This window comes from Paraburkholderia sp. BL10I2N1 (genome assembly GCF_004361815.1).
In the GTDB taxonomy this organism is placed as follows: Bacteria; Pseudomonadota; Gammaproteobacteria; order Burkholderiales; family Burkholderiaceae; genus Paraburkholderia.
This window is the reverse complement of record NZ_SNWA01000001.1, coordinates 571,361-594,960: the sequence shown is the minus strand read 5'-3', so window position 1 is coordinate 594,960 and position 23,600 is coordinate 571,361. Positions and strand designations below refer to the sequence as shown.

General features: G+C 61.4%; 23 protein-coding genes and 4 pseudogenes. 13 read left to right on the top strand and 14 right to left on the bottom strand.

The window, feature by feature from the left end:
- The first annotated feature begins 217 nt into the window (after positions 1-217).
- The 4 genes from B0G77_RS02810 to B0G77_RS02795 are packed head-to-tail and all read left to right on the top strand — an operon-like array spanning position 218 to position 5,421.
- Complete coding sequence (locus B0G77_RS02810; RefSeq protein ID WP_133660749.1) at positions 218-2,716, top strand: tetratricopeptide repeat protein; 2,499 nt, start codon at positions 218-220, stop codon at positions 2,714-2,716.
- Positions 2,709-2,999, top strand: a complete 291-nt coding sequence (locus tag B0G77_RS02805) for a J domain-containing protein (RefSeq protein WP_133660748.1) — start codon at positions 2,709-2,711, stop codon at positions 2,997-2,999. The genes B0G77_RS02810 and B0G77_RS02805 overlap by 8 nt, the downstream gene beginning before the upstream one ends.
- On the top strand, positions 2,996-3,670 hold the full coding sequence (gene grpE, locus B0G77_RS02800; protein ID WP_133660747.1) for a nucleotide exchange factor GrpE: 675 nt from the start codon (positions 2,996-2,998) through the stop codon (positions 3,668-3,670). Before B0G77_RS02805 ends, grpE begins: the two co-directional genes overlap by 4 nt.
- Entirely contained in the window at positions 3,667-5,421 is a 1,755-nt protein-coding gene (locus B0G77_RS02795; protein WP_133660746.1) for an Hsp70 family protein, read from the top strand. Before grpE ends, B0G77_RS02795 begins: the two co-directional genes overlap by 4 nt.
- Positions 5,422-6,324: 903 nt before the next feature.
- On the opposite strand, the gene B0G77_RS02790 is transcribed toward B0G77_RS02795, so the two are convergent.
- Positions 6,325-7,230 (bottom strand): LysR family transcriptional regulator, encoded by a 906-nt coding sequence (locus B0G77_RS02790; protein WP_133660745.1) that lies wholly within the window; start codon positions 7,228-7,230, stop codon positions 6,325-6,327.
- 95 nt (positions 7,231-7,325) lie between these two features.
- Between B0G77_RS02790 and B0G77_RS02785 the strand changes: the two genes are divergently transcribed.
- The 6 genes from B0G77_RS02785 to B0G77_RS45495 are packed head-to-tail and all read left to right on the top strand — an operon-like array spanning position 7,326 to position 11,515.
- On the top strand, positions 7,326-8,276 hold the full coding sequence (locus B0G77_RS02785) for a 2-dehydropantoate 2-reductase (protein ID WP_133660744.1): 951 nt from the start codon (positions 7,326-7,328) through the stop codon (positions 8,274-8,276).
- Positions 8,273-8,665, top strand: a complete 393-nt coding sequence (locus tag B0G77_RS02780) for a VOC family protein (RefSeq protein ID WP_133660743.1) — start codon at positions 8,273-8,275, stop codon at positions 8,663-8,665. Before B0G77_RS02785 ends, B0G77_RS02780 begins: the two co-directional genes overlap by 4 nt.
- Position 8,666: 1 nt before the next feature.
- A complete protein-coding gene (locus tag B0G77_RS02775; RefSeq protein ID WP_133660742.1) occupies positions 8,667-9,125 on the top strand; it encodes a MaoC family dehydratase in 459 nt (152 codons plus the stop codon).
- On the top strand, positions 9,125-10,345 hold the full coding sequence (locus B0G77_RS02770) for a CoA transferase (RefSeq protein WP_133660741.1): 1,221 nt from the start codon (positions 9,125-9,127) through the stop codon (positions 10,343-10,345). Before B0G77_RS02775 ends, B0G77_RS02770 begins: the two co-directional genes overlap by 1 nt.
- Positions 10,345-11,178: a shikimate dehydrogenase gene (gene aroE / locus B0G77_RS02765; protein WP_133660740.1), complete on the top strand. Its 834-nt coding sequence runs from the start codon at positions 10,345-10,347 to the stop codon at positions 11,176-11,178. Before B0G77_RS02770 ends, aroE begins: the two co-directional genes overlap by 1 nt.
- A gap of 19 nt (positions 11,179-11,197) precedes the next feature.
- Positions 11,198-11,515: a type II 3-dehydroquinate dehydratase gene (locus B0G77_RS45495; protein WP_347814150.1), complete on the top strand. Its 318-nt coding sequence runs from the start codon at positions 11,198-11,200 to the stop codon at positions 11,513-11,515.
- On the opposite strand, the gene B0G77_RS02755 is transcribed toward B0G77_RS45495, so the two are convergent.
- From B0G77_RS02755 to B0G77_RS02745, 3 genes and pseudogenes are all read right to left on the bottom strand, one after another.
- Positions 11,414-12,421 (bottom strand): sterol desaturase family protein, encoded by a 1,008-nt coding sequence (locus tag B0G77_RS02755; RefSeq protein WP_133660739.1) that lies wholly within the window; start codon positions 12,419-12,421, stop codon positions 11,414-11,416. The genes B0G77_RS45495 and B0G77_RS02755 overlap by 102 nt on opposite strands.
- Before the next feature lie 52 nt (positions 12,422-12,473).
- A complete protein-coding gene (locus B0G77_RS02750) occupies positions 12,474-13,484 on the bottom strand; it encodes a beta-propeller fold lactonase family protein (protein WP_133660738.1) in 1,011 nt (336 codons plus the stop codon).
- Between the two features lie 166 nt (positions 13,485-13,650).
- Positions 13,651-15,043, bottom strand: a pseudogene (locus tag B0G77_RS02745) (transposase).
- A gap of 55 nt (positions 15,044-15,098) precedes the next feature.
- On the opposite strand from B0G77_RS02745, the gene B0G77_RS02740 reads away from it, so the two are divergent.
- Positions 15,099-15,416 carry a DUF6788 family protein gene (locus B0G77_RS02740; RefSeq protein WP_133660737.1) on the top strand — a complete coding sequence of 106 codons (318 nt, stop codon included), beginning with the start codon at positions 15,099-15,101 and terminating at the stop codon, positions 15,414-15,416.
- A gap of 213 nt (positions 15,417-15,629) precedes the next feature.
- On the opposite strand, the gene B0G77_RS02735 is transcribed toward B0G77_RS02740, so the two are convergent.
- Both B0G77_RS02735 and B0G77_RS02730 read right to left on the bottom strand, forming a co-directional pair.
- Complete coding sequence (locus B0G77_RS02735; RefSeq protein ID WP_133660736.1) at positions 15,630-16,433, bottom strand: transglutaminase family protein; 804 nt, start codon at positions 16,431-16,433, stop codon at positions 15,630-15,632.
- Between the two features lie 28 nt (positions 16,434-16,461).
- Positions 16,462-17,334 (bottom strand): transglutaminase family protein, encoded by an 873-nt coding sequence (locus tag B0G77_RS02730; protein WP_133660735.1) that lies wholly within the window; start codon positions 17,332-17,334, stop codon positions 16,462-16,464.
- Positions 17,335-17,666: 332 nt separating this feature from the next.
- Between B0G77_RS02730 and B0G77_RS02725 the strand changes: the two are divergent.
- Positions 17,667-17,950: pseudogene (locus B0G77_RS02725) on the top strand (CopG family transcriptional regulator); the annotation flags it as partial.
- Here the strand turns inward: B0G77_RS02725 and B0G77_RS44070 are convergent.
- From B0G77_RS44070 to B0G77_RS44055, 5 genes and pseudogenes are all read right to left on the bottom strand, one after another.
- Positions 17,943-18,155: a hypothetical protein gene (locus B0G77_RS44070; RefSeq protein ID WP_243750911.1), complete on the bottom strand. Its 213-nt coding sequence runs from the start codon at positions 18,153-18,155 to the stop codon at positions 17,943-17,945. The pseudogene B0G77_RS02725 and the gene B0G77_RS44070 sit on opposite strands and share 8 nt — an antisense overlap.
- A 109-nt stretch (positions 18,156-18,264) precedes the next feature.
- Positions 18,265-18,594: a hypothetical protein gene (locus B0G77_RS44065; RefSeq protein ID WP_243750910.1), complete on the bottom strand. Its 330-nt coding sequence runs from the start codon at positions 18,592-18,594 to the stop codon at positions 18,265-18,267.
- Between the two features lie 89 nt (positions 18,595-18,683).
- Positions 18,684-18,836, bottom strand: a complete 153-nt coding sequence (locus B0G77_RS44060; RefSeq protein ID WP_243750909.1) for a hypothetical protein — start codon at positions 18,834-18,836, stop codon at positions 18,684-18,686.
- 204 nt (positions 18,837-19,040) lie between these two features.
- Positions 19,041-19,295 carry a DUF2513 domain-containing protein gene (locus tag B0G77_RS02715; protein WP_243750908.1) on the bottom strand — a complete coding sequence of 85 codons (255 nt, stop codon included), beginning with the start codon at positions 19,293-19,295 and terminating at the stop codon, positions 19,041-19,043.
- A 601-nt stretch (positions 19,296-19,896) separates the two neighbouring features.
- Positions 19,897-20,121, bottom strand: a pseudogene (locus tag B0G77_RS44055) (hypothetical protein); the annotation flags it as partial.
- A 93-nt stretch (positions 20,122-20,214) separates the two neighbouring features.
- On the opposite strand from B0G77_RS44055, the gene B0G77_RS02705 reads away from it, so the two are divergent.
- Positions 20,215-21,350 (top strand): IS3 family transposase gene (locus tag B0G77_RS02705; protein WP_133660734.1). Its coding sequence is split into 2 segments (ribosomal slippage): positions 20,215-20,470 and positions 20,470-21,350, totalling 1,137 coding nucleotides; the frame shifts between segments, so codons are not numbered across the junction.
- Positions 21,351-21,415: 65 nt separating this feature from the next.
- On the opposite strand, the pseudogene B0G77_RS02700 reads toward B0G77_RS02705, so the two are convergent.
- The 3 genes and pseudogenes from B0G77_RS02700 to B0G77_RS02690 all read right to left on the bottom strand — a co-directional run.
- A pseudogene (locus tag B0G77_RS02700) lies at positions 21,416-21,544 on the bottom strand (porin); the annotation flags it as partial.
- 136 nt (positions 21,545-21,680) lie between these two features.
- Positions 21,681-22,763, bottom strand: a complete 1,083-nt coding sequence (locus B0G77_RS02695; RefSeq protein ID WP_133660732.1) for an SMP-30/gluconolactonase/LRE family protein — start codon at positions 22,761-22,763, stop codon at positions 21,681-21,683.
- Positions 22,764-22,836: 73 nt separating this feature from the next.
- Positions 22,837-23,331, bottom strand: a complete 495-nt coding sequence (locus B0G77_RS02690) for a YbhB/YbcL family Raf kinase inhibitor-like protein (protein WP_133660731.1) — start codon at positions 23,329-23,331, stop codon at positions 22,837-22,839.
- Positions 23,332-23,600: the final 269 nt, after the last annotated feature.

Here is a 23,600-nt window from a genome sequence, read left to right as displayed (position 1 = left end):
ATGTCGATCACCATCCCTCAACGATCGACCCGAGCCCACTCTCAGACTCCTTTGCCGTTGGAATCACGCTTTCCCGCCCAGACTCGTTTGCCATTGGACAAGGCTGAGACTTCGCATCCTTAGCGACATCCGCTACCATGCGGCAAGAGGACTGACTGGCTCTCCACCAAAACGCGCCATTGCCGCGCCCCGCTTTCGACCCCGCTTTTTCAATCCCATGTCGCGCAAGAAAAAACCCAGCAAGGCCTCGGCCGCGCCTCCCGCCGCGAAAATGACTGTGCTGCCAGAACAGGCCGAGGCGGCACTGGGCGCGTCGCGCTACAGGGAGGCGATTGAGCATTACAAGGAACTGCTCAAACAGGAGCGCAGGCCCGCCTGGCTAGAAGGCCTGGCCGCTGCATATGCCGGACGCGCCGAGCAATTGGCGCAAAAGGGCATGATCAACGAAGCGTTGGCACTGTGGCGCACACGCGCCGATATGTGCGGCACCCCGCTTATCGAAGGACCTTACGTGGGCTGGCTGCTAAAGGCGGGAGGGGGCGAGCAGGCCCTACGCCTGTTGGCCGGCGCAACGCAGAAGCTTTCGCCCGACGCGCAGACGCAGCTGGAAACGCAAGTGGCTGCGGCAGTCCTGGTGGCGCCTGAGAGCGCCCTGACGGGATTGGCTGCGGACAGCCCCCTCCTGCGCCATCGGGCCGCGGCCCGGGCGGCGCTTGCTGCGTTTGCCCGGGGCGATGACGCCGCCATGGCCGAACACGTGCAGGCGATCCCATTCCGCTCCCCCTATCGTGACCTGCGGACTCTCCTCAAGGCGTTCTCGCTATACGGGACCGACCCTAGGCAAGCCGACGTCGCGCTAAACCGGATACCGGCCGATGGTCCCTTTGAACGGTTGGCCGCAGTGCTCCGAGTGTGCGTGCTGCCCGCCGAGGCGTGGCTCGCGTCGCTGCACAGCCTGAACGACGAGGGCCGGGCGCTGGTGCTCGATATAAAGGGCTGGCCCGAGGAGCGGCGGCCGCTCGTGCTCGAACTGGCCAGGCTGAGCGACGGGCCAGCATCTGCGACGATGCTCTACGATCTGCTTGTGCGTCACCGCAGCGCGTTGCCTTCGGACAGGGCGGCGCAGCTTTGCCGACGCCTCTTGCCGCATGCTCCGGAGCGGCTGAAAAGCTACCCGGCGAGTTTTGGAGTGCTGTCCGCTGCCGAAAAGGACCACATCCTCGCCCTGGCAGCGGAGTTAAAGCGGGATCCGGAACAGGCCGAAGACCACTGGCTGAATCTGGTTGAGCGTCTCCGCGCAGACCCGGCCCAGCGCGGCCGCGCCGCGCTGGTGCTGCGCCGTCTCGCCGACGAACGCTCTCGCTACGACCAGGGAGGGCCACCCGACGAGGACGCCCTCGCCTGGCTAGCGCAGAGCCTCGAACTGGACCCGGAGGACCGGGCAACCCACCTCACGCTGATACGCGCCCTGCGCGTTCGTTCCGAGCCCAAGGAGTTGCGCAAGTGTCTCGAAGCGGCGCTTGCGCGCTTCCCGGACGACGCCGACGTGTTGCTTGAGGCCGTGGAAACCGCGCTGGCGAGCGGCGCATTCAAGAAGGCGGCGACGCTGGCCAAGCGCGTGCTGGAGCTCGATCCCATCAACCCGCGGGTGCGCACCGTGGTCGGCCACGCCCATCTTTCCCACGCGCGCAAACAGATCGCGGCGCGCAATCCGGTGAGTGCGCGCCGCGAGCTGGACGAAGCGGCGCAATGGCTACGCACCAACGCCGACCATGGCTCGATCAAGCTGCTGCGCGGCATCATCGACGAGCGTTGCGAGGAAGGCGATGCGCTGTTGCGCGAGGGTCTTGCCGAGATGGGTTGCGCGCTCGTGGGAAGCTTTCATCTGGTGCTTGAGGCCTCCCATACCAGACACGATTCCAAGGCGCTCTTGCGGCGCGCCGGTATTGAGCGCAACAGGGTGCCCGCGGCTTCCGAAGTCGTGGCATTGGCGCATGCGTTGAACACAACGCGCGTCGGCGACAAAGCGGTGCAAACCGCGCTTGACCTGCTCGGCGACGCGCTCCGGGGTGCCTCTGCGGCGCAGTTTGCCGAGTCCGACCAACTGGTGGTGTGTGAAGCGCTGCATCGGCACAACAAACGCGCCCTGGTGCGCCGCTATGCCGAGGCAGCGCTGCAGCGCTGGCCGGCGCGACCGGTGTTCGTCTACCTTAGGGCGTCAGCCGCCTACGGAGCGAATCCCTGGCGCATGCCGCAGCGCGAACTGCTGGCGCTGGACCAGGCGCTCGAAGTCGCCCAGGCCAGCGGCGACCAGCGTACAGTGTTGCGGCTGGACGATCTGCTCGCTGCCGCTACGGGACATATCGGGTTGCCAGGCGAGGATGACGACGATTACCTCGATGGGCTGCCCGGCGATGATGCGGGCACGGTGCTTGAGATGATGCTGGCCGCGCTCGGCGAGGATGCTTTCCTCGCGATGGTCCGCAAGCAACTGGGCAAGCCTCTGTTCGACGAGATGCGGCGAGACTTCAGGGGCAACAGGAAACAGTTCATTCGCGCTCTGATCGGACTGCTCGCTGACATCGGGCCGCCTCCTGGCCTGGGCGACACAGGAGCGTATGCCGATCCGCAGCCGATTGTGCCTCTTAAGCCGCCACCGCGCCGCAAGCGCCGCACAGCCCCGACCGACATGCAAAAGGACCTGTTCGATGACTGATCCGTACCGCGTGCTTGGTGTTGCCAACACCGCCGACGATGAAGCGATCCGCGCCGCCTATCTTGCCGCGATCCGTGCCTGCCCGCCCGAGCGCGACCGCCTGCACTTCGAACGGGTCCGCGCCGCCTATGAATCCATTGCCACAGAGCGCGACCGGTGGGCTCACGCCTTGTTCGACGTGGCTGCGCCGACAGTGCAGGAAGTGCTCGAGATCGTGAGCGCCGACATGCGCCCAGGTTGCCCCGACGAGCGGCGTCTCTACCGCCTCCTGGGGGGAAAATGAGGCTGCTCGATGTCGAAGAAAAGGAACGCCTCGTCGAAGAGTTTCGCGCGAGCCTGGAGCACTGGGAGGCTGACGACGAGGACTCGAATGAGGGGCCTGGCGAGCCCGTCGACCTGCGCACGCTGCTTGCCGAGATGGCCGTGCTGAAAAACGAAGTGCGCCTGGAGTCGCGCCAGTTCAAGAGTGCGCTGGAGGAGCTGCGCAGTTTCGGCGAGACGCTGCGTGAGCACAACGAACGGCTCACGCGCGATCTCGAACGTGCGCGCGAACAGGCGGCTATGGCCACGCGCGAGGCCGAGCGCCGCTTGCTGCTGGGCATGCTCGATCTGCGCGACCGGCTGCAGGCCGGCGTGGATGCCGCCGCAGCGCGGCGACCTTCCCTGCTCGCCCGCATGGTGCCCGGCGACACGCGCTTCGCGCAAAGCCAGGGCCTGGGCTTGACGCTTACACTGCAGCGGCTCGACGAACTGCTCGCGACCCACCGGGTGCGGCCCATTGATGCGCTCGGCGCGCGGCTCGACCCGCAACGCATGCGCGCGGTCGGCGTCGAGTCGGCACAAGACGCGCCCGAGGGCATCGTACTGCGAGAAGTGCGGCGGGGTTTCCTGCATGGCCAGGAGCTGTTGCGCGCCGCAGAGGTCATCGTGAACAAGAAAGGAATGCAAGCATGAGTGAGGTCATTGTCGGTATCGATCTGGGCACCACCAACTCCGAGATCGCCGTGGTGCGCGACGGACGCGTGGAAGTCATACCGGTGTCCGGTGGCGTACCCATCCTGCCTTCGGTGGTGGGCATCGCCGACGACGGCACGCTGCTCGTTGGCGAAGCGGCGAAGAACCAGTATGTGTTGCACCCGGATCGCACGGTGCGTTCGATCAAACGGCGCATGGGGGAAAGCGCGCGCGTGACGATGGGCACGGCGGACTACGCGCCACAGGAAATCTCGGCGATCATTCTGCGCCAGCTGAAGAGCCTCGCCGAAACGCACCTTGGCCATGCCGTAACGCGAGCCGTGATCACGGTGCCGGCCTTCTTCTCAGACGCGCAACGTCAGGCCACCCGCGAAGCGGGTGAGATTGCCGGTCTGGAAGTCGTGCGCATCATCAACGAGCCAACCGCTGCAGCGCTTGCCTACGAGAGTCGCCACAAGGGCGCGCGCAAGGCGCTGGTGTACGATCTGGGCGGCGGCACCTTCGATGTTTCCGTCGTTAATCTCGAGAGCGACGTGGTGGAGGTGCTGGCAAGCCATGGCAACAACCATCTTGGCGGTGACGATTTCGACCGCAAGCTGGTCGATCTTGCGCTCGAGCATCTCAACGAGACGATCGGTGTTGATGCCAGCCGGTCCGTCACCGCCATGGCCCGGCTGCAGCGCGCAGCAGAAGCGGTCAAAATCGCGTTGTCCGACCAGCCCTACGCCACCTTCGCCGAAGAATACCTGCTGGAGCACGAAGGTGTGCCAGTGCACCTGTCGCTGGAGATCTCCCGCGACGACTACGAGGCGATGATCAAGCACTACATTGACGAGACCCTGGACGCGGTGCACGTGGCGTTAAGCGGCGCCGGTCTTACCGTTTCCGATATCGACGAGATCCTCCTGGTGGGCGGGGCCACGCGCACGCCGCTGGTAGCGCGCCGCCTCGAACAAGCTCTGGGGCTGCCGCCCCGCAGCGAAGTGGATCCCGACTTGTGCGTGGCCATGGGAGCGGCGATCCAGGCGGCGCTCATCGCTGGTGTCCAGACGCACACTGTACTGATCGACGTGACGCCCTACACCTTTGGCACCAGTGCCATCGCCGAGCTTAACGGGGAGCCCTACCCGTACTGCTTTGTCCCGCTCATTCGCAAAAACACGCCCATCCCGGTAACCAGGAGCGAGGTCTTCTATACGCTGTTCGATGGTCAGGAGAGGGTGGATGTGACCGTATACCAGGGAGAGGACCCGGACGCACTGAACAATATCGAGATTGGCCGTTTCACTGTCGAGGGCCTGCTGGGCAACGCTCTGGCCGGCAATCCGATCGTGCTTGGCCTCTCCCTTGATCTGAACGGGATACTACAGGTGACGGCGCGCGAGAAGCAAAGCGGGCTCGAACGCTCGATAACCATTGCCAATGCCATCGCCCGCTTCGAGCAGGACAAGCTCGACGAGGCGCGCAATCGGGTTCACGCGCTGTTCGTCGAACACGAGGGGGCCCGCGCGCCCGAACGCGACCGCCAGAGCGATAGCCGCCGTCTGGGCGTGGAAGCGCGCGCCCTGGTGGAAAAGGCCGAGCGCCTGCTCGAGAAGGCCGGCGCGGAGGACGCAGAAGACCTGGTCGACGCGATCGAGGCTGTCCGGGACGCCCTGGACGGAGACGATGCGTCATTGCGAGCGGCGATGGCGTCTCTCGCCGACCTCCTGTACTACCTGGAGGCGTGAGTTTGGAACGCTGCCCTGGGTGCCGAGCCCGCCTGGGCGAGTCCGCGGCGTGCCTTCGCTGCGGCTGCGATCTCACGCTCGTCCGCCGCGCCGAAACGCAAGCGCGACGCCTCATTCTTCGCGCAGTGCGCGCCTCGCTGGAGGGGGATCGCCAGGAGGCGCGAGCCTGCGCAGCCGCGTCTCTCGCGCTTGAGAACAGCCGCCTCGGACAAGTCGTGCTGAAAAATACATCCTAGCGAGAACTCGGCCCGCGCTCGCAACTTAAACCCTTAAACCGACCTGTCCGTGTCGAAATTTCGCTCTCGCCTGACCGGATGCGCTTCAGGCCAGCCAATCTCGACACGTTCGAGAAAAACCCGCATTCAGTTCAATTCAACAAGGCAATGCTGCCGAATTCCCCTCGAGTGTCGGCTTCATAGAGCCGGTGCGACGTCACCGGCAACCTGGCACAACGCGAAACGGCGTACGCAGACGTCGGGCGGGCGATCCGCGGCGTCGGTCGCAATCTACGCATCAAGCAGATCCTCATACACCAGTTCCCCATGCCCACATACTGACTGATATGCTTTCCCGCGCCCAACCCTGCGAGGGCCGTTCGATGCTACGTCAACTGAACGGCCGGTCCCGGGGATAGAACCGACGATCAGGTGGCCGATCGCCGTCCGGGTGAGCATCGAACTTGACACAGGAGAGTCTTGGCGGGCCGCACGTAAAACGGCGGAACGATGTCAGCAGCACGCTCGACGCAGTCGCCAACGCTGCGCGTCTGCGTCGACTTTCTCGAACAGGAACTTGCGCATGGAGAGTTCGCATTGTGGAAGACGTAAGCGCCAGGCCCATTCTCCGCACGACAAGAAGGCAGTACCTCTCGCGACGCCACGACGATCGACGTCAAGCGAAACGTCAGCGCAAACTGCTGAATAGCTGAGCCACCAGATCGCGCAACCAGCGATTTCCCGCTTCGTGGTGATAGCGGGCGTGCCAGTGCTGCCGTACCGAAAATCCCTCCACCGGTAGTGGACACGGATGCACCGACAGGTCATTTACCCTCGCCAGCGTCTCACCGATATGCCTTGGCAGCGTCGCGATTAGGTCGGTTGTCTGGATGATCGCCCCCAGCCCGAGAAAACCCGGCAGCTCGAGTACAACGTCCCGCTCAACGTGCTCACGCACAACCGCCTGCTCCAGCAGTTGCGCCCCGGTCCCCGCCGCGATGGCGACATGGCCTTCCGCGCGGTACTGCTCAAGCCCGAGCTTTCCGCGCACGCGCGGATGATGCTTATTCATCAGACACACCCAGTCCTGCGTGTACAACTGCTGCTGATAAATGCCGCCGCCGAGCCAGGGCACGTGACCGATCGCAAGGTCTGCCTCACCTGATTCCAGCGCGCGTTCGGTATTGCCGTCGATCCTGGCCGCTTCGAGACGGATCCCCGGCGCCTGCGCGCGCACGTGCGCCAGCATGCGCGGAAGAAGCGTGATGTGGCTCGCGTCGGTCATGCAAATGCGGAACCGCCGCTTTGCGGTGGTGGGGTCGAATGCAATCTCCCACGCAGCGAAGCGCCGCAGTGATTCGAGTATCTCCCGGCACGGACCGATCAGCGCATCGGCTTGCGGCGTCGGCGCCATGCCGGCAGGCGTACGTATGAACAGCGGGTCTTGCAGATGCTCCCTCAAACGCCCGAGCCAGATGCTGATCGTCGGCTGACTCTGTCCGAGTTGCTCCGCGACGCGCGTGACGCTGCGGACATCGTAGAGAAGATCGAAAAGCTGCAGCAGCTTCAGATCGGGGAGTTCTGCCGGGTCCATAGCGATATTGTTTGGCGCAATGATGTCATTGTATCCATTGCATTGCGGATATGAGCACCGAATCGTATCTTGATCTCCAGATTAAGGAGACGACAGTGAAGATTGCGATTCTTGGTGCGGGTGCTCTAGGCTGCGCCATTGGCGCGACGCTGACCGAAGGCGGCAACGAAGTCTGGCTGCTGAACCGCTCGGCGGCACACATAGAGGCCATGCGACGCGATGGTCTCCGCGTAGACGATGCGAACGGCTCACGTCGCGTGACAGTCCGCGCGGCGACGCGGGCTGCGGAGGCCGGCTCCGTCGATCTGGTCGTCGTGCTGGTCAAGTCATTTCATACCGATGCGGCGATGCGCGGCGCCCACGAGCTGATCGGACCCGACACGCTGGTCCTGTCGTTGCAGAACGGCCTTGGGCACGAAGAGGTGCTCGCCGATATCGTGGGGCGCGAGCGCGTGCTGGCCGGCAAGACATACGTCGGCGGCGTGATGCGCAATCCTGGGCACATCGAGTCCGGCGTCGCTGGCAAGGCGACTTACATCGGCGAACTCGATCGCCGGATCACTTCCCGCGTGACGGCGATCGCTGAAACCTTCAACGCCGCCGGACTGGCCACCACGGTCAGCGACAACATCCTCGACACGATGTGGGACAAGCTGCTGGTCAATGTCGCAACCGGCGCGCTGACGGCCACCACCGGCCTGACCTACGGTCAGCTTTACGACGAACCGCTTCTGAAGACCGCGGCGCTCGCGGCAGTCGCCGAAGCGATCGCGGTCGCCCGGGCCGCAGGCATAACGCTCTCCACCACCGATCCCGAACGCCCGTGGACCCTCGCCGGCGCGGGGCTATCCCCCACCTTCAAGACTTCGATGCTGCAAAGCCTCGAAAAAGGCTCCATCACCGAAATCGACTTTATCAATGGCGCGGTCGTGCGCTGGGGACAACGGCACGGCGTGCCGACGCCCGTCAACGCGACGCTGGTGGCGTGCATCAAGGGCATCGAGCGAGCCATGACCGACCGACAACACAGGGAGACAACCGCATGAACGGCAGCAAGGCTTATCTGGAGCATGTCGCCATCTGGGTGAAGGACATCCACTGGCACATCCGCTTTTTCGAAGACGTTCTCGGCATGACGATGCGCGAGGTCGACGGCACCGTCGATGACCCACGACAGTACTGGACGCTCGGCGGTTTGCAGTTCATCCATAACCCCCAGCATGACGCGCCTGAAGGTCGCCTCGGCCACCTCGGAGTGATGTGTGAAGACATGGAGGCCGCGCTGGCTGCAGCGCAAAAGTATGACGTCAGCGAAATGCCACAGGGACGTAACTGGTTGCGCCTCCCGGACGGCCTCGCCGTCGAACTGATCCAGGCCAAGCCCGCATCGTGCGTGGTGCGGGCACTGGACATTAATCCACGCTCGGAGGTTTGAGATGACGATCGTCGATAAATATTGGGACGATGCCCGCGAGGGCGACGACTGCGTGAGCCCGAACTACACGGTAACGAAGGAACGCATTCTGGCCTATGCGGACCTGACAGGCGATCACACACCGGTTCATGTGGACGAGGAATACGCAAACGCGAGCCACTTCGGTTCGATCGTTGCACACGGTCTGTTTGGCCTGTCTATCGCCGATGGGCTCAAGACACAGAGCGACTACCGCTTCCTGCCGGGTATGTCGCTCGGCTGGACGTGGGACTTCAACCTGCCGATCAAGGTCAATGACGTGCTGTACGTGAAATTCAGTGTGGGCACGATGCGCGCGAGCAAGAGCCGCCCCGGCTGGGGGATCGTCGTACTGCCGTCCGAACTGATTAATCAGGACGGAAATGTCGTCCAGCATGGCGAGCATCGTCTGATGGTGCCGCGCCGCCCGGGAGCATTCTGATGCAAGCACGTCCTCTCGAAGGTATTCGCGTCGTCGATTACAGCCATTTTCTGGCCGGTCCGTATGTTGGGCGCTGTCTTGCGGCGCTCGGTGCCGAAGTCATCAAGGTCGAGCGGCCCGGCAGCGGCGATGCGGGTCGTCAGCACGCCACTGTGCTCGACGACGAGCAGAGCGGCTACTTCCTGCAACTCAACATGGGCAAGCGCGGCGTCAGCGTCGACATGCGGGACCCGCGCGGCAAGGAGTTCATGCAGCGACTGTGCGACTCGGCGGACGTGTTCGTCGAGAACTACCGGCCGGGTGCGCTGAACAAACTCGGGCTCGGTTACGACGAACTGTCCGCGCGAAATCTGAAACTGGTCTACTGCTCAATCTCGGCCTACGGCCATACGGGACCGGACGCGCATCGCGCCGGTTTCGGTCTGATTGCCGAAGCGAAGAGCGGGATCATGCAGATGATCGGCACTCCCGGCGAGCCGCCCCCGCTGATGCGCATTTCGCTCGGCGACATGTACACCGGTATTCACGCGGTGGCGGCGATCAATGCCGCGCTGCTCGGTCGCGTGAAGAGCGGCCGCGGCCAGCACATCGACATGGCGCTCTACGACACGCTGGTGTCGATGCACGAATACGCGGTGCAGTGCTACACGATGCAAGGCATCTTGCCGGAGCAGACCGGTCACGACATGCCCACGTCGACGCTTTATGGCGTGTTTCGTGCCGCCGACGGCGACCTTGTAATCGCGGCCCAGGTGGACGACGCTTGGAAGCGCTTCGCGTCGCTCGTCGAGGCGCATGGAGGACCGGCCGGCTTTGGCGCCGATACACGCTTTCACACCCTCGCGGGACGCAATGCGAACCGGTTGGACATTCTGTCCGTCGTGAAGCCCTGGGTGACAAGCCGACCGGTCGCGCAGGTGCTTGAGCTGCTGGATGGCATCGACGTGCCTTGCGCGAAGGTGCAGCGCATTGACGAAGTGCTTGTCGATCCGCAGATCGTGGCGCGCGGCATGGTGGTCGAGCAGGAGCACCCGCGCTACGGCAAGTTGCGTCTGCCGAACCTGCCGTTCCGTTTCTCCGACTGCGACACGACAATCCGCGAGGTCGCGCCCGATCTCGGTCAGCACAACGCCGAAGTGGCGCAATCGCTGGGTTTCTGCGCTGCCGAGATCGACGCGATGCAGACTGAAGGTGTGCTGTATTCAAAAGCGAGGCCATGATGACTGACCAGTACGCTGTGATCGGCAACCCGATCGGCCATACGAAATCCCCGCTGATCCACGGTCTCTTCGCGCAGGAGACGCAGCAGGACATGTCCTATACGGCAATCGAAGGACCGCTGGAGCCGCAGGACGCGTTTGCCGCGACCGTGCGCGCGTTCATTGCAGCGGGCGGCAAAGGCATGAACGTGACCGCGCCGTTCAAGCTGAAGGCGTTCGCGATGGCCGATGAACGCAGTGAACGCGCGGCACTGGCCGGTGCCGCCAATGCGCTGAGCTTCAGCGACGGCCGGATCGTCGCTGAGAATTTTGACGGTGTTGGTCTGGTGCGCGACATCGAGGTCAACCTGAACCTGCCGATGGCCGGCAGGCGAGTGCTGATCCTCGGCGCCGGTGGGGCGGTGCGTGGTGCATTGCTGCCATTCCTTGCCGCGCGACCTGCTGAACTGGTCGTCGCTAACCGGGACATTGTCAAGGTTCGGGCGCTGGTCGAACAAGTCGCTACGAGCGGTCCGCTTGCCGCCTGCGGGTACGGCGACCTCGAGGCGATGGGACAGTTCGACCTGGTGGTCAACGCGACGTCGGCCAGCCTTACCGGCAACCTGCCGCCTGTCCCACCGAGCGCTTTCAGTCCTGCAGGCGCGGCTTACGAACTCGTCTATGGCAAACGATTGACGCCCTTCCTGAGACTCGCTCGCAATGCGGGCGTGCTGGGTGTCGCGGACGGTGTCGGCATGCTGGTGGAGCAGGCGGCGGAAGCATTCGACTGGTGGCGAGGCGTGCGGCCCCAGACCCGTACCGTGATCGACCGGCTCACGGTGCCGCTGGATTGAAGGTGCAACGGAGTGACGAATGAAAAAGATCCTGATGCTTCACGGTATCAACCACAATATGTTTGGCAAGCGCGACTCGGTGCAGTACGGAACGATCACTCTGGCCGAAATCGATGCCCGGTTGCAGGCGCCGACCACGGACGAACGGCGCTGTCGGGTTTCTTTAGACCGGGTCACAAACGTGCTGCGCAGCGCTGTGCGACCGCAGCAACAAGGTGCACGGCGTCGGTTGCACTTACTGCACGGCACCGCCGGCGTAGTTCCCTTGCCCGCGCAGACGCTTCGCAATTCGGCCAAACGCGAGCCACTGCTGTGCGATCAATCCGTCGCCATATGAACGCCCTGAGCCATGCGGCACGCGTTGCTGGTCGCGGATGCCGGTCGGCTCGACGGCAGGGTTCCATGAAACGGTGCGGAACATCATGTCCCACCAAGGAAACAGCACGCCAAAATTGCAGCCGTAAGCGGAGCCTTCATGGCCGTAGCCCACCGCGTGGTGGCGGCGGTGAAAGATCGGACTGACGATGATGCGTTCGAGCAGCCAGCCGTACGGCAAGCGCGCATTGACGTGCTGCACGCTCTGCATGAAGTTGCTGACGGCGACCAGCACCACGAACTGCGTCGGCTGCACGCCGATAAACAACGAAATCGCCGCGAAGAACGCTGCCTGAATGATGTCGTCGAGAAAATGATTGCGGTCATCGTTCCACAACGACATCTGCTGCTGGCTATGATGCACCGCATGCAGTTCCCACCAGACGCCGAAACGATGCTGCCATCGGTGATACCAGTAGCCGGCGAAATCGAGCACCACCAGGTAGATCAGGAACGAGACAAGCGGCTGATCGGTGACGCCTGGCCACAGGCTGTCGATGTCGATGTTCGGGATGTCGTAGATCGAGATCAGGCTCTGCCAGTGGTCGAACAGCGGCTGGAGCATGAAAAAGAACGCGATGTTGATGATGCCCAGCTTGGCGATCCACGTGTAGATCACGTCGGCGCGCAGCGCCTTGCGATGCTGCCACTGCTCAATGGGACGCAATGCTTCGAGTGGCCGCAGCGCGAGATATGTCACAACGATTTCCAGCACGCCGATGATCACCCAGTACAACGCGTCATAGGTGTCTTCGTCGTAACCCATCAAGCCGAAGCGGTAGAAGAACGGCTGCAAGACGTCGACATACAGAAGCGTTTGCAGCGCGGACACCATATTGTCGAGTTGCGCGACGATTTCATGGAACATCAGAATCCTCGTGATCTGCCAGTCATGCAAGTGTGGCGTCGAAAAACCAGGCTTAGTCGGGGTTAGGCGACACGACGGGCGCGCGGTTGTCGAAATAGATGCCGTGCGGCGAGCGGCCGACCGCAATGGTCTCGATCAGCTTGTGGGTCGTCATGTCGATGATGCCCACATGCTTCGCGAAGCGAAATCCCACCCATAGATAGCGCTTGTCCGGGGTTAGTTCCATGTCGTCAGGCCCGGGCATCAGGCCGGTGATATCGCCGACGTTGGTGAGTGTCGTGTAATCGATGATGCTGATGGTGCTTTCGACGCGATTGGAAACCACCACATGCTTGCCGTCGTCGAGGTTGCGGAAGTTATGCGCGCCGCGTCCCGTGTGAATTTTCTTGACGATCTGTTGCTTGTGCCAGTCGACCACGGTCACATCGTCTTCGCCCGTCATGCCGACCAGCAGATATTTGTCGCCAGGGGTCATCCAGAGACCTGCGGGTTCATTGCCCACATGCATTTTCCACAGCACTTTCAGGGTCGGCAGATCGATCGCAGCCAGTTCGCCCGAATCCTGCAGCGTGACGAACACGGTGCGGTTGTCCGTGGCGAACGTCATGTGGCTAGGAGTCTTCGCCAGTTCGATATGCTTGACCAGCGCCATATTCGCGCCGTCATAGCGGTAGATGTCGACGCGGTCCATGCGCAGCGCGGCCGTGACGAACCACTTGTGATCCGGAGAGAAGCCCAGTTGATACGGGTCTTCGATGTCCTGCACGGTACGCTGCACCTTACCGGTGTGCGGGTCGAGAAACATCAAATTGTTCGAAACCGAATTAGCAACGATCAGGGAGCGGCCGTCGGGCGTGATCATCAGATGGTGCGGTTCCTTGCCGGTCGGCTCTGTGCCGATAACCTTGTGCGTGGTCTCGTCGATCAGCGTCAGTTGCGCTTCGCCGGAATCGAGCACGATCACGTTATCTGCGGCATTCGCGTAGTCCGTTATGGCCAGGATGCCGCACAGCGAGGCGGCGAGCGCTCCGATCCTCGTAATGGAAACGATAGAAGATGGCATTTGGATCGTAGTCACATGGAAAGATACATTGAGGCGAAATGCAATAAAGATGTCGGCGATTAGTCACTCGCGAGTGCCGAGTTTTCAGGGATGAACAGGGTCAGAGCTTATGCCCTACAGGGTAAGCGCTCACCGTGAGCATCACTCGTTTGGCCTGGTTTTTGTACTATGCGGCCGCTGAGAACATTTCAAAGGTTTCGGTATCCTGCCTTTTCATGATGAATTTTGCGAAGATGTGGCTTCCAGTGTTGTTCACGAGAAATTCGGGAAGGCTTTGCCGTAGGGCATTAGCGACGACCAGTTCCGATGGAGGGATCCCGGGGTGGACGGTGCGCAGCCACGATCCAAAGGAGTTCCAGACGTGCGAAGGGAACGCCACTGCCAGATAGTTTTGCAGTCCCTGACAGATGATGGCGGCCTGGATAAAGACGTGATACGCGTGGATCTTGCGCTTGACCGCGTTGCGGTACTCGAGCGACTCGCGATGAAGGTATTGATCGCCGCTTGTGCGGGTAAGCGGCTTCATGTCCTGCATCCAGAAGTGATACGCGAATGCGCCGATCCGATGTACCGCCTGTTTGAAGCTGAGCTCGATCTTGAAGCGCAACCCATACAGTCGGATAATCTCGATCGGATCCAGGGTCACGTCGGTACACATCAACAGGCAGGTCCCCCTGCGAGGGTGAATCACGACGACGAAGCGAACGACCCGTGCGCACGGCCGCCACAGCAGATTCATGACGCGATACTGGATGGTGACGTTCTCCTCGCCATAGACCGGGCTGGGAGCGCATTGGACATCCCTCGGATCGTCCAGCAGCGATTTGAGTTTGATCTTCTCACCATAGAGCTTGGGGCGGCCTCGTTTGCGCGGCCCCTGTTCCTCATACTGCTCATAGGCGACGGCAGTGGACTTCTGCCGTGTCACCAGGTGGTTGTCCTGATCGCGCAGACCTTTGACGATTTTGCGAGCGGCGTAGTACGCATCTGCGACGAAGTAGAACGGCTCCTTCACCTCGACGATGCCCAGCAGCGAGATCATCTTGTCGAGCAAGGTACGGCGATCACGGTTGGACCACACCAGACCTTCGTAAATGCGCACAGCCAGCGGTACGGCGAAGACGCTTTGGGCGGCCCGCACGAGTATGCTGACTGCCTGCATGGAGTGCCCCATGATGTACTCGGGCTTGGTGTTGGAGTCGGACTGTTGATGCAGCAGCTTCACGCCGGGCATCTTCTTGCCTGACTTAGCCACCTTGATGCCATCTCCGACCAGGACGCGCCGGCCATTGACGCGTAGCGGATCCGGGAACAAGCGCAACACCGCTTGAGTCCACAGCGCCGAGAGCTGATCGAGTTGCACGGCGTTGCTGTGCAAGCTGTCACGAAGCTTGTTGTACAGGACCGGTCGCAGTTTGAGCGCGCGCACGATGCTGGTCACGCCCAGCAACTCGGTGCGCACCGCCGCCAACAGTTGCGAACCACATGAAGCTGCGCAGGCGCGAGAACGCTGGACGCAACAACCAGATCGCGTCCCACCAAGCCATCCAAAGCGACATCGTTTGTCTTCGAGTCGTTGTTGACAGTCAAGTATAGCATTTGTATGCTATAAAAATGACACAAAAACGCCTCCTTCAAATCGAAACACGCATTGAGACGATTAAGGCGAAGCTCGCCGAGATCGATGAAATGCGCCCAGGCTCACTCAGCTGCCAATACAAGAACCCCGCCAACCAGAGTGGGGCGTACTATCAACTGAGCTATACGCGGGACAGGAAGAGCCGAACTGAGTACATTGCGCGCGACGCGCTGAGCGAGGTGCGCCGCCAGATCGACAACTACAAGCGCTTCAAGGCATTGACCGACGAATGGGTCGACTTGAGCATTGAGCACAGTCGCCTGAAAATGAGACTGGCGCGCGAAGGCAACTAAGCGAGCCGGATCGGATTACCGAGAACTGGATCGGCGCTCACGAAGCCAAGATGAGACGTGAGAAAGGCGCGAGAACTCGGCACTCTCGAGTTATGCACATTTTAGTAATTTACGCTACCGCTGTCGCCAGCGCGCAAACCCTGCAGTCGTGCGTTGCTTGTCTCACGCGGGCTCGAGACCATCGCCGATGGCATCAGGGCATGTGCCGTCGATTCATTCCGGCGCGCACCGAACGTCGAACTTGACGAGCTTGGTCGGGCCGAAGCTGTTACTGATGGCAACGTCAACGGCGTCCCGCCCGCGTGCCATCAAGACCCGGCCGGTCCGCGGCGCGTTGTTGCGCGCATCGAAGGTTTGCCAGCAACCGCCGACATAGGCCTCGAACCAGGCCGCGAAATCCATTGGGCTGTAGGGCGGAGGCAAGCCGACATCACTGATGTAGCCGGTGCAGTACCTGGCCGGGATATTCATGGCGCGGCACAAGGTTACCGCCAGATGCGCGAAGTCCCGGCAGACGCCCCGGCGCTCGTGATAGGCCTGCCAGGCTGTTTTGGTTGGTCGCGCATGGTCGTAGCCGAAGGTGATATGCCGATGAACGAAATCGCAGATCGCCTGTACCCGGTCGCGGCCGGGCGGCGACGTCCCAAACAATCGCCAAGCGGTGTCGGAAAGCAGATCGGTCTCGCAATATCGGCTGCCGAGCAGGAAAACCAGGTACTCGCCTGGTAACTCCTCGACAGGATGCTGTTGGCCAAACGGCTCCGGTGTCTCGGGTTCGTCCGAGATGTTGAACAATGCCGTCGTCGATAGCGAAATACGCCCTTGCGGCGCGACGATCCGGCTGCAGAGATTGCCGAAACCATCGCGATACTGGGTGATCGCAACCGGCGGATCGACCACCAGAAGATCGGCAGCGAGAACATCTTCCACACGGGAATAGTGCGTGTTCAGCATCAACATCATCGGTGTCGGTTGCGGACACTCATAGACCAGCTCATAGCCAACGCGGAGTTTCATGGGACTGACCTTTCTGTAGCGGAAGCCATCAGCGATCTTCGGTGACACTCACCTGGACTTCAAGGCCGCCGAATGAATGCGGGGCGCCGTGCCAGGTCCCCCACAGAGGCAAGGCCTGATAGTAATTCCAGGCAACGGCGACACGGATGAGATGGCGATTGCCGATGATGCTGTTGGTTGGGTCGAAATCGACCCAACCGGCACCGGGAAGATAGATTTGTACCCAGGCATGGGTGGCGCCGCCACCCTGCGTCGTGTCGCAGTCGGGGACGAAGATGTAGCCGCTGACAAACCGCGCGGCAAGGCCGAGCGAGCGAACCGCATCCATCATCAGAACTGCGAAATCCCGGCAACTGCCGCTTCGGTGACGCAAGGTGTCGGCGGGCCGATAGACCCCTTTCTCGTTACGCCGCACATACGAGAAGTTGTCCTTGATTTCCAGCGTCATCGCGCGTAACAGCGACATGGTGCCGGTCGGTCCGTCGGCCGCAAGGAAATGCCGCGCCCAGACGTCGACATCGCGGTCCGGGTATTGGCGGTTGCGGGCATTCACAAGATCAGACGCTTCCTCGTTCGTGTACGCAAAGGGCCAGGTTGTGGCATACGGCTCAAGCGAATAATCAGGTAGCGGCGACTCGAAATGCTCGAGCGTCAGCACACTTTCGAAACGCAGTTCCTTCGCCCGGCCCGCGAAAGTGGCAACCGCCACCGAATTGTCGAAGACATCGTGTAGCCAGTACAGCCGCGCCGGTGTCGGTGTGATCAGGAGCTGGGTAGTGACGAGGCGCAGATCGTGGCTGGACCTAGGCCGGAACATCATGCGGTGTTCGCCAAAGCGAACCGGCTCCGAATACCGGTAGACACTGAGGTGTCGCACGGTCAGGCGCTGCGGCTCAGTCACCTTGCTTTCGCCAACTCGAATCGACCTGATAGCCATCCCGCCACCAATGAAAACCTGCCGCGACATCACGAAAAACTGCAGAGACTATCCTGGCCGGCATGTCGTGAGCCGCACTGGTCTTTCCGATTGTTTGACTGGATTTTCCAGAATCCTGCCTTCGTCGAGCATACACAAGTCACAATGGTTGAAAGCACTCTTTTTTCCGTTTTTGTCCGCTACGTTGCGCCGAGGCTCGATCTACCGCGGTCGATCAGCGCACGCGGTGCACAGGGCCCGGTTGGGGCACAGCCTTGTCGTGGCCCCATATCGGGAGGTTCAGTGACCCATTCCCCATCCGCACAGCGATCCGCAACCAGTTGGCGGTCCACGCCCAGACCGTCAGTGAAACGGTTACGGGCCGGGCCTTGGTGCTTGGCCTGAAGCACTTCTCCAGACAGGACCTGGAGTCGGCGAGAGCCGGTAAACAGCAACTGAACATTCAGGTGCTGGACTCGCCAGCATTGCATCCGATGTGACTCCCGAGCTCGCGCTCGCCACGATCGCGTCGGTCGTCGTACTGGGTGCATTCCACGCTTCACCTGCGGCCAAGGCGGTGTTAGCTAAACGATTTAGCTAGCTTGGCCGGCTGCTTCAACATGACACCAATGGCGAAGATGAACAAAGATTTCCTGTCGTCGATGCAGGAAGCGCTCCGCTTGTTGCGCACCGCTGGTCCGCTCGAAGCAGAAAAGAGGAAACAAAACAAGCATACGCTCAGGATCAGGCCGCCACGCGGGATTGCCGATCCAGAGCAAGACATCCGGCACCTCCTCTTTCGGCATCCACGAAATCCTCGCTGCGCTTCAATCCAAGCAAGTCCGCCACGACATCATCGGCAGCCGCCTCCACCAGCCGCGTCTGCCAGCCTAGCGCAGCCGCTCACCGCGGCGATTACATGGCCGCAATCGTGCTGGCCGTAGCGCCAGGTGCGCATGCCGTATTTTCACGCCTCGCGCCAGGGGAATCGAACTTAAGCCGACCAGGATACCACTGTCCGGCACCGCCGCGGTCCCATCGCGGATCATCGATTGCAGCGCGATGTTCGAGCACGTGGTCTCGGCTCAGGTAATGGTAGACGCCACCAGACAAGCCGGGCAGCGTCGCACACATAAGATAGCCCTCGGTCGGATGCAGATTTCCGCTCGAAGGGTTGCAGCGCAGTGCCCATCGCTCGGCGCCATAGGATTTCCACGCCGACAGGCCGAGTGAGAGTTCGAACATGATCGCCAGATTGGAAAGATCAAATCGGTGAGCGGGCGACAAAGCGCCGCAGCGCAGTTCGTTGTAGGGCGTAGCCAGTGTGTCCGCGGCTAACGGCAGCCAACGCGCGGTGTGCCGTGAAACACCCGGAACGGATCCGGCTGGGTTGTCCAGTCGAGTCCCGTGGGGCCAGGAGCGTAGTAGTTGATGCGGTGCTTGCTGCGTTCGTGATATTCAAGCAGCGCATGCTTTAGCCGGTCCATGCTCCCCCCAGACCAGGAACACCCGCACGTGCGTCTGTACAAAACCAGATGGCTCGCCGGGGGGGGGGCGGTGCGATCGTCATCACGTCGTGGAACCAGGCGTGCTTCGGCCAACGGCAATTGCCTTCGGCGCCTCCTGTGCCGCCCAGCACTCGTGTTGTCTCCACGAGAGCAGAGAGGCCTTTCCAGTGCTCTAGCCGCACTTTAAGTGTCTTCGAAGGCGTTCGGGGCTGCCGACTTCAAAAACTCATGGCCATCCCAGGTTAGCCGCCAGTCGCTACCCATCGAGCGCACGAGATTTGCGTCAGCCAGCAGGTTCAACTGATACCACACGCCTCGGTTTGAAACATCGAAGGTATCCTTGACCGCGCCTTCAATGTCAAATTCGCTGAGGTGCGGGGACTTGTTTTCCTCGAGAGTCTTCAATATTGCGAGTGCCAGACTCATATTGCGTTTCACGATCTCCTCCTGTCGTAGATAGGATCACGCATCGAGATGGCGCCAGGGGTACGACGCTCGCGCAAGCATCCAGGGTGCGGTGTCCTGCACACCTTTTTGTGCTTCCGCGCAGTTCCGCGGAAGGCGCGGCACAACGCGACCCGTGCAGGTCCACGATCGACGTTCGCCGGACGAAAGCCACCTGGCTTTCCATCTGACAGAGGGTTTTAGCCGACCAGGAAAAATCCCCGCGCGGGTCGTCCGCCATCGTGTGTTTGATTGCATTTTCGTGCTCGTCGCGAGTGGCTTCGCGCAGCGACTGCGACAGATCCCCGGCTAGCATGTGCCTCGACCTTGAAATCGCCTTTGTGCCCGGCGCGGATAAGGGTACATCGATAGACTGTCTTCCGTTGTCTTCCGTTGTCTTCCGAAAGGCATCTCTGGCGAGCGTGCATCAAATCAAGGCATACGGCGGGCGCCGTCTTCTCGCCGGTGGGGGCGCTGATTGCAGAGCCGACCGGCGGAGCCGCAATCGATGTGCTTCCAGCTTCCCTACAGGCTCATGCCACGATCCGGGTGCGCCGGGTGACTTTCCACACCGGTCGCGGGCGCCGCCCGGGATTCAACGCCTGGGTCCCCTCATACCCTCGGTTTCCATCGCGGCATTCCGCTCTTCGCAGGCCTCAATGGGTTCCATGGTCTCATCGATGGAAGCTGTCGCGCGTTCTGTGGCTGCCTTCGCTTCGTCGACAGTGGCGCCGAGTCCTCCGTCGTCGTCGCCCGGGGGCTCCAGCATGTCTCGAAGCATGGCCGCCAACTCCGGTGTGTCCCACGGCGCGCCATGTTGCTTTAGAGGTGGCGCCGAGAATTCGGACAGTTCGTTGAGTGGAAAAGCTGGGGCGTGAGTCGGTCATAATGGCCGGCGACAAGGAACCAGAAGATGACGAAACGAAACCGACGGACACACTCACCGGCGTTCAAGGCAAAGGTGGCACTCGCGGCGCTTAAGGGCGACAAGACGCTGGCAGAGCTGGCCCAGCAGTTTGATGTCCATCCAAACCAGATCACGGACTGGAAGAAGCAACTGCAGGAGCGGGTTGCCGATGTGTTCGAAGCGGGCAATGCGGTGTCGGCGGCACCGCCAGTTGACGTGAAGGTGCTGCACGCGAAGATTGGGCAGTTGACGCTGGAGAACGATTTTTTAGAAAGCGCGCTCAGCAAGGCGGGACTGCTGGGCGTAAGGCGATGATCGATCGTGATCACGCCCTGCCGGTGACACAGCAGGCCCGGCTGGTAGGCATCAGCCGGTCGAGCGTCTATTACCAATCGCGTGGCGTCAGCGAAGCGGATCTGAAATTGATGCGCCGGATTGACGAGCTTCACCTTGAGCATCCATTTGCAGGGGCGCGAATGCTGGCACGGCTGCTGCGTCGCGAAGGCATCAAGGTCGGGCGCAGGCACGTCGGCACCCTGATGAAGCGCATGGGCATCGAGGCGTTGTATCGCAAGCCCAACACAAGCCGCAAGCATGCAGCCCACAGGATCTGGCCGTATCTGCTGCGCAACCGGAAGATCGATCGGGCCAATCAGGTCTGGGCACTCGATACGAGCTACATCCCGATGGCGCGCGGCTTCGTTTATCTGACAGCCGTAGTGGACTGGGCGAGCCGTCGGGTGCTGGCACACCGGGTGGCGATCACACTGGAGAGTTGCCATGCTGTCGAGGCGCTGGAGGAAGCGTTTGCGAAATACGGGCTGCCTGAGATCGTCAACACGGATCAAGGCAGCCAGTTCACCGCAACCGAATTCACCGACGCGGTACTCAGCCGGAACGTTCTTCTGTCCATGGATGGAAAGGGTGCCTGGCGTGACAATGTGTTCGTCGAACGGGTGTGGCGCAGCGTCAAATATGAAGAGGTTTATCTGAAAGCATATGACTCGGTCAGCCACGCCCGCCGCTCAATCGGCAATTACCTGAACTGGTATAACCAGAACCGGCCTCATTCGAAGCTCGCCGACCAGACACCGGATGAAGCATACTTCGCGACGCTGCCAGCGATAAAATCGGCAGCTTGATTGCCTCAGCGATTCCACTTAAAAACTCGCAGATCCTGTCTGAACGAACGAGGCCACCTCTTTCTTCCGCCATTATTGAGGTATTGCACGAATGCATCCGCGATGCCGTACAGCGTGACGTTCGACTGCGCGGCCGCCCCTCCGGCCGCGAGCAGCAACGTAGCTCCGCAGAGCGTCTTTGCAAAGAACTGCATGTCTGTCTCCTTTGTTATTTGGCCGCGCATTTGGAGCGCGGCCGGCTTTGTCTTTGCCTAGATTGCAACCTCGCAATCTTTGTCTTTTGCCCCGTCTTCTCGATCGCGCCAGAAGTGCGCACGCGAGTGGTCGAAATCAGTGAAGTGGAGCAGCAGGATCTTGTTGGCGCGCGGCGAGTTCGAGGTCTGGACTTTCCGGTATCCGCTTCTTGATTTTCGAGATCGTGTGGACTTTCACCTGGTGAGCCCACGGTCCATCGATTGTCCGTTCATCCTGCGAAACGACCGCGCCATAATCGAGCGAAAGGTTGGTGACAAGAACCTCGTCACCGCGGAATACGAGGCTATTCGACCAGAGAAAACCTATGGGCGCCCCCTCGCGATCGATTCCGCCGAAATCGCCGAGCTTTGCAATCACTCGCCCCTGTGTCGGCTCGAGCACGAGAATCTCGTTGGACTGGTTGCACACGGTCCAGATGTTGTCGTGCTCGTCAATGATCAGGCCGTCGGGTCCGCCGCCAACGCGATTGACGAAGACCTCCGGCGTGCCAGGTTCAGGCGTCGAGCCAGTCACCGGTATTTTGACAATCGTGTCGTTCGCTGTGTTGGCGACGAACAACGCGGTCCGCTCCTTGTTGAACGCCAGACCATTCGCGCCGATGCGCGGTGCTGGCCTGGCCGGACTGAGCAATGGGCTTTTGACCCACGCCAATGCTTCGCCGCCGCCTGGTCCAGTTTTCCAGATGATGCCCTGGTGGGGGTCGGTCACGTACACGTTGCCGGCAGCGTCGAACGTCATCCCGTCGAGGGCGGGATGATTACCCGTGACCGTCATGAACACGGATGCGGCACCAGTGTTGGGATCGACGACCCAGACCTTTGCGGCCAGGTAATCGGTCACAAGCAACTTGCCGGTCTGCGGATTGAAACCAAGATTAAGCAATACCCTGCTTGAGCCTTTGACTTGAACGGTCCGAAGGTGCTTGCCGTGTGGGTCGAACACAATGAGCGTTCCCTCACTCGTCTCAGGTTTGTTCGCCGCCACCGTGACGACGTAGACGTTGCCGTCATGGCCGATGGTGATGCCCTCGGGATGCGCCTCGCCGGGGGGCAACGTGGCAAATGTCTCGACCTTGCCGCGCTCCCAGGCCTTTGTGGCGAGCGGCGTCGTCAACAACGCCAGCAGTATCAGTACCGTTTTGGCTATGTTTGTTCTCATCTTGCAGTCTCCAAAGTGGGGGAGTTGTAATGCGTCGGATCATTCGATCGTGCCGCCCCATTGACGCGCATCGTCAGCGGTTGTAGAGGCCGGTCAGGGTGGCCATGGCGAGCGTGTTCTGGTGGATCAGGAAGCGGACCACCGCGTTGGGCACGTTGGCCGGCAGTTCCAGCTTGGGCACACGCAGCGCATGCACGGTGAAGATATAGCGGTGCGCCGGCAAGCCCTTGGGTGGGCAGGGACCGCCGTAGCCGGTGGTGCCGTAGTCGTTGGTCGCCTGAATGCCGCTGGCGCCCAGGTCAGTGGCGTCGGTGGAGCCAGCACCGGCGGCAAGCTGGGTGACGGACGAATCGATATCGAACAGTATCCAGTGCCAGAAGCCGCTGCCGGTGGGTGCGTCCGGGTCGTACAGCGTCAGCGCGAAGCTCCTGGTGCCTTCCGGCGCGCCGTGCCATTGCAGGGCGGGCGAACGGTTCTGGCCGGTCCCGTCGAAGCCATCGAACTCATGCACCAGTTGCAGCCGTTCCAGATCCTTGAATTCAGGCGATATTACTGTGAAGTTCCTCACGCCATTTCCTTTAATCAACTGCAGTTGTAAATTAGGAAAACTAATCGTTTATCTCATCACGCGACACGTTCGGCCGCGGACGATTACCCAATCCTGTCTATCCCAATGTTTCCGTCATGCGGACAGGTCAGCGATAACCCGGGCATAGGCGTCGCCGGCGGCGATGACGATGACGACCTTACCTTCAAACCTCGTCATGAAACTGTCCTCCCGCTATGTCCATTTGCATCTCGCAGTCTCCAGGCACGGGTTATAGACCGTCGCTGATT

What these genes read in the sequence shown, in the direction of transcription:
- B0G77_RS02810 (WP_133660749.1), top strand. Translation starts at nt 218, where the DNA reads ATGTCGCGCAAGAAAAAACCCAGCAAGGCCTCGGCCGCGCCTCCCGCC.
- B0G77_RS02805 (WP_133660748.1), top strand. Translation starts at nt 2,709, where the DNA reads ATGACTGATCCGTACCGCGTGCTTGGTGTTGCCAACACCGCCGACGAT.
- grpE (WP_133660747.1), top strand. Translation starts at nt 2,996, where the DNA reads ATGAGGCTGCTCGATGTCGAAGAAAAGGAACGCCTCGTCGAAGAGTTT.
- B0G77_RS02795 (WP_133660746.1), top strand. Translation starts at nt 3,667, where the DNA reads ATGAGTGAGGTCATTGTCGGTATCGATCTGGGCACCACCAACTCCGAG.
- B0G77_RS02790 (WP_133660745.1), bottom strand. Translation starts at nt 7,230, where the DNA reads ATGGACCCGGCAGAACTCCCCGATCTGAAGCTGCTGCAGCTTTTCGAT.
- B0G77_RS02780 (WP_133660743.1), top strand. Translation starts at nt 8,273, where the DNA reads ATGAACGGCAGCAAGGCTTATCTGGAGCATGTCGCCATCTGGGTGAAG.
- B0G77_RS02775 (WP_133660742.1), top strand. Translation starts at nt 8,667, where the DNA reads ATGACGATCGTCGATAAATATTGGGACGATGCCCGCGAGGGCGACGAC.
- B0G77_RS02770 (WP_133660741.1), top strand. Translation starts at nt 9,125, where the DNA reads ATGCAAGCACGTCCTCTCGAAGGTATTCGCGTCGTCGATTACAGCCAT.
- aroE (WP_133660740.1), top strand. Translation starts at nt 10,345, where the DNA reads ATGACTGACCAGTACGCTGTGATCGGCAACCCGATCGGCCATACGAAA.
- B0G77_RS45495 (WP_347814150.1), top strand. Translation starts at nt 11,198, where the DNA reads ATGAAAAAGATCCTGATGCTTCACGGTATCAACCACAATATGTTTGGC.
- B0G77_RS02755 (WP_133660739.1), bottom strand. Translation starts at nt 12,421, where the DNA reads ATGTTCCATGAAATCGTCGCGCAACTCGACAATATGGTGTCCGCGCTG.
- B0G77_RS02750 (WP_133660738.1), bottom strand. Translation starts at nt 13,484, where the DNA reads ATGCCATCTTCTATCGTTTCCATTACGAGGATCGGAGCGCTCGCCGCC.
- B0G77_RS02740 (WP_133660737.1), top strand. Translation starts at nt 15,099, where the DNA reads ATGACACAAAAACGCCTCCTTCAAATCGAAACACGCATTGAGACGATT.
- B0G77_RS02735 (WP_133660736.1), bottom strand. Translation starts at nt 16,433, where the DNA reads ATGAAACTCCGCGTTGGCTATGAGCTGGTCTATGAGTGTCCGCAACCG.
- B0G77_RS44070 (WP_243750911.1), bottom strand. Translation starts at nt 18,155, where the DNA reads ATGCCGAAAGAGGAGGTGCCGGATGTCTTGCTCTGGATCGGCAATCCC.
- B0G77_RS44065 (WP_243750910.1), bottom strand. Translation starts at nt 18,594, where the DNA reads ATGTTCGAACTCTCACTCGGCCTGTCGGCGTGGAAATCCTATGGCGCC.
- B0G77_RS44060 (WP_243750909.1), bottom strand. Translation starts at nt 18,836, where the DNA reads ATGGACCGGCTAAAGCATGCGCTGCTTGAATATCACGAACGCAGCAAG.
- B0G77_RS02695 (WP_133660732.1), bottom strand. Translation starts at nt 22,763, where the DNA reads ATGAGAACAAACATAGCCAAAACGGTACTGATACTGCTGGCGTTGTTG.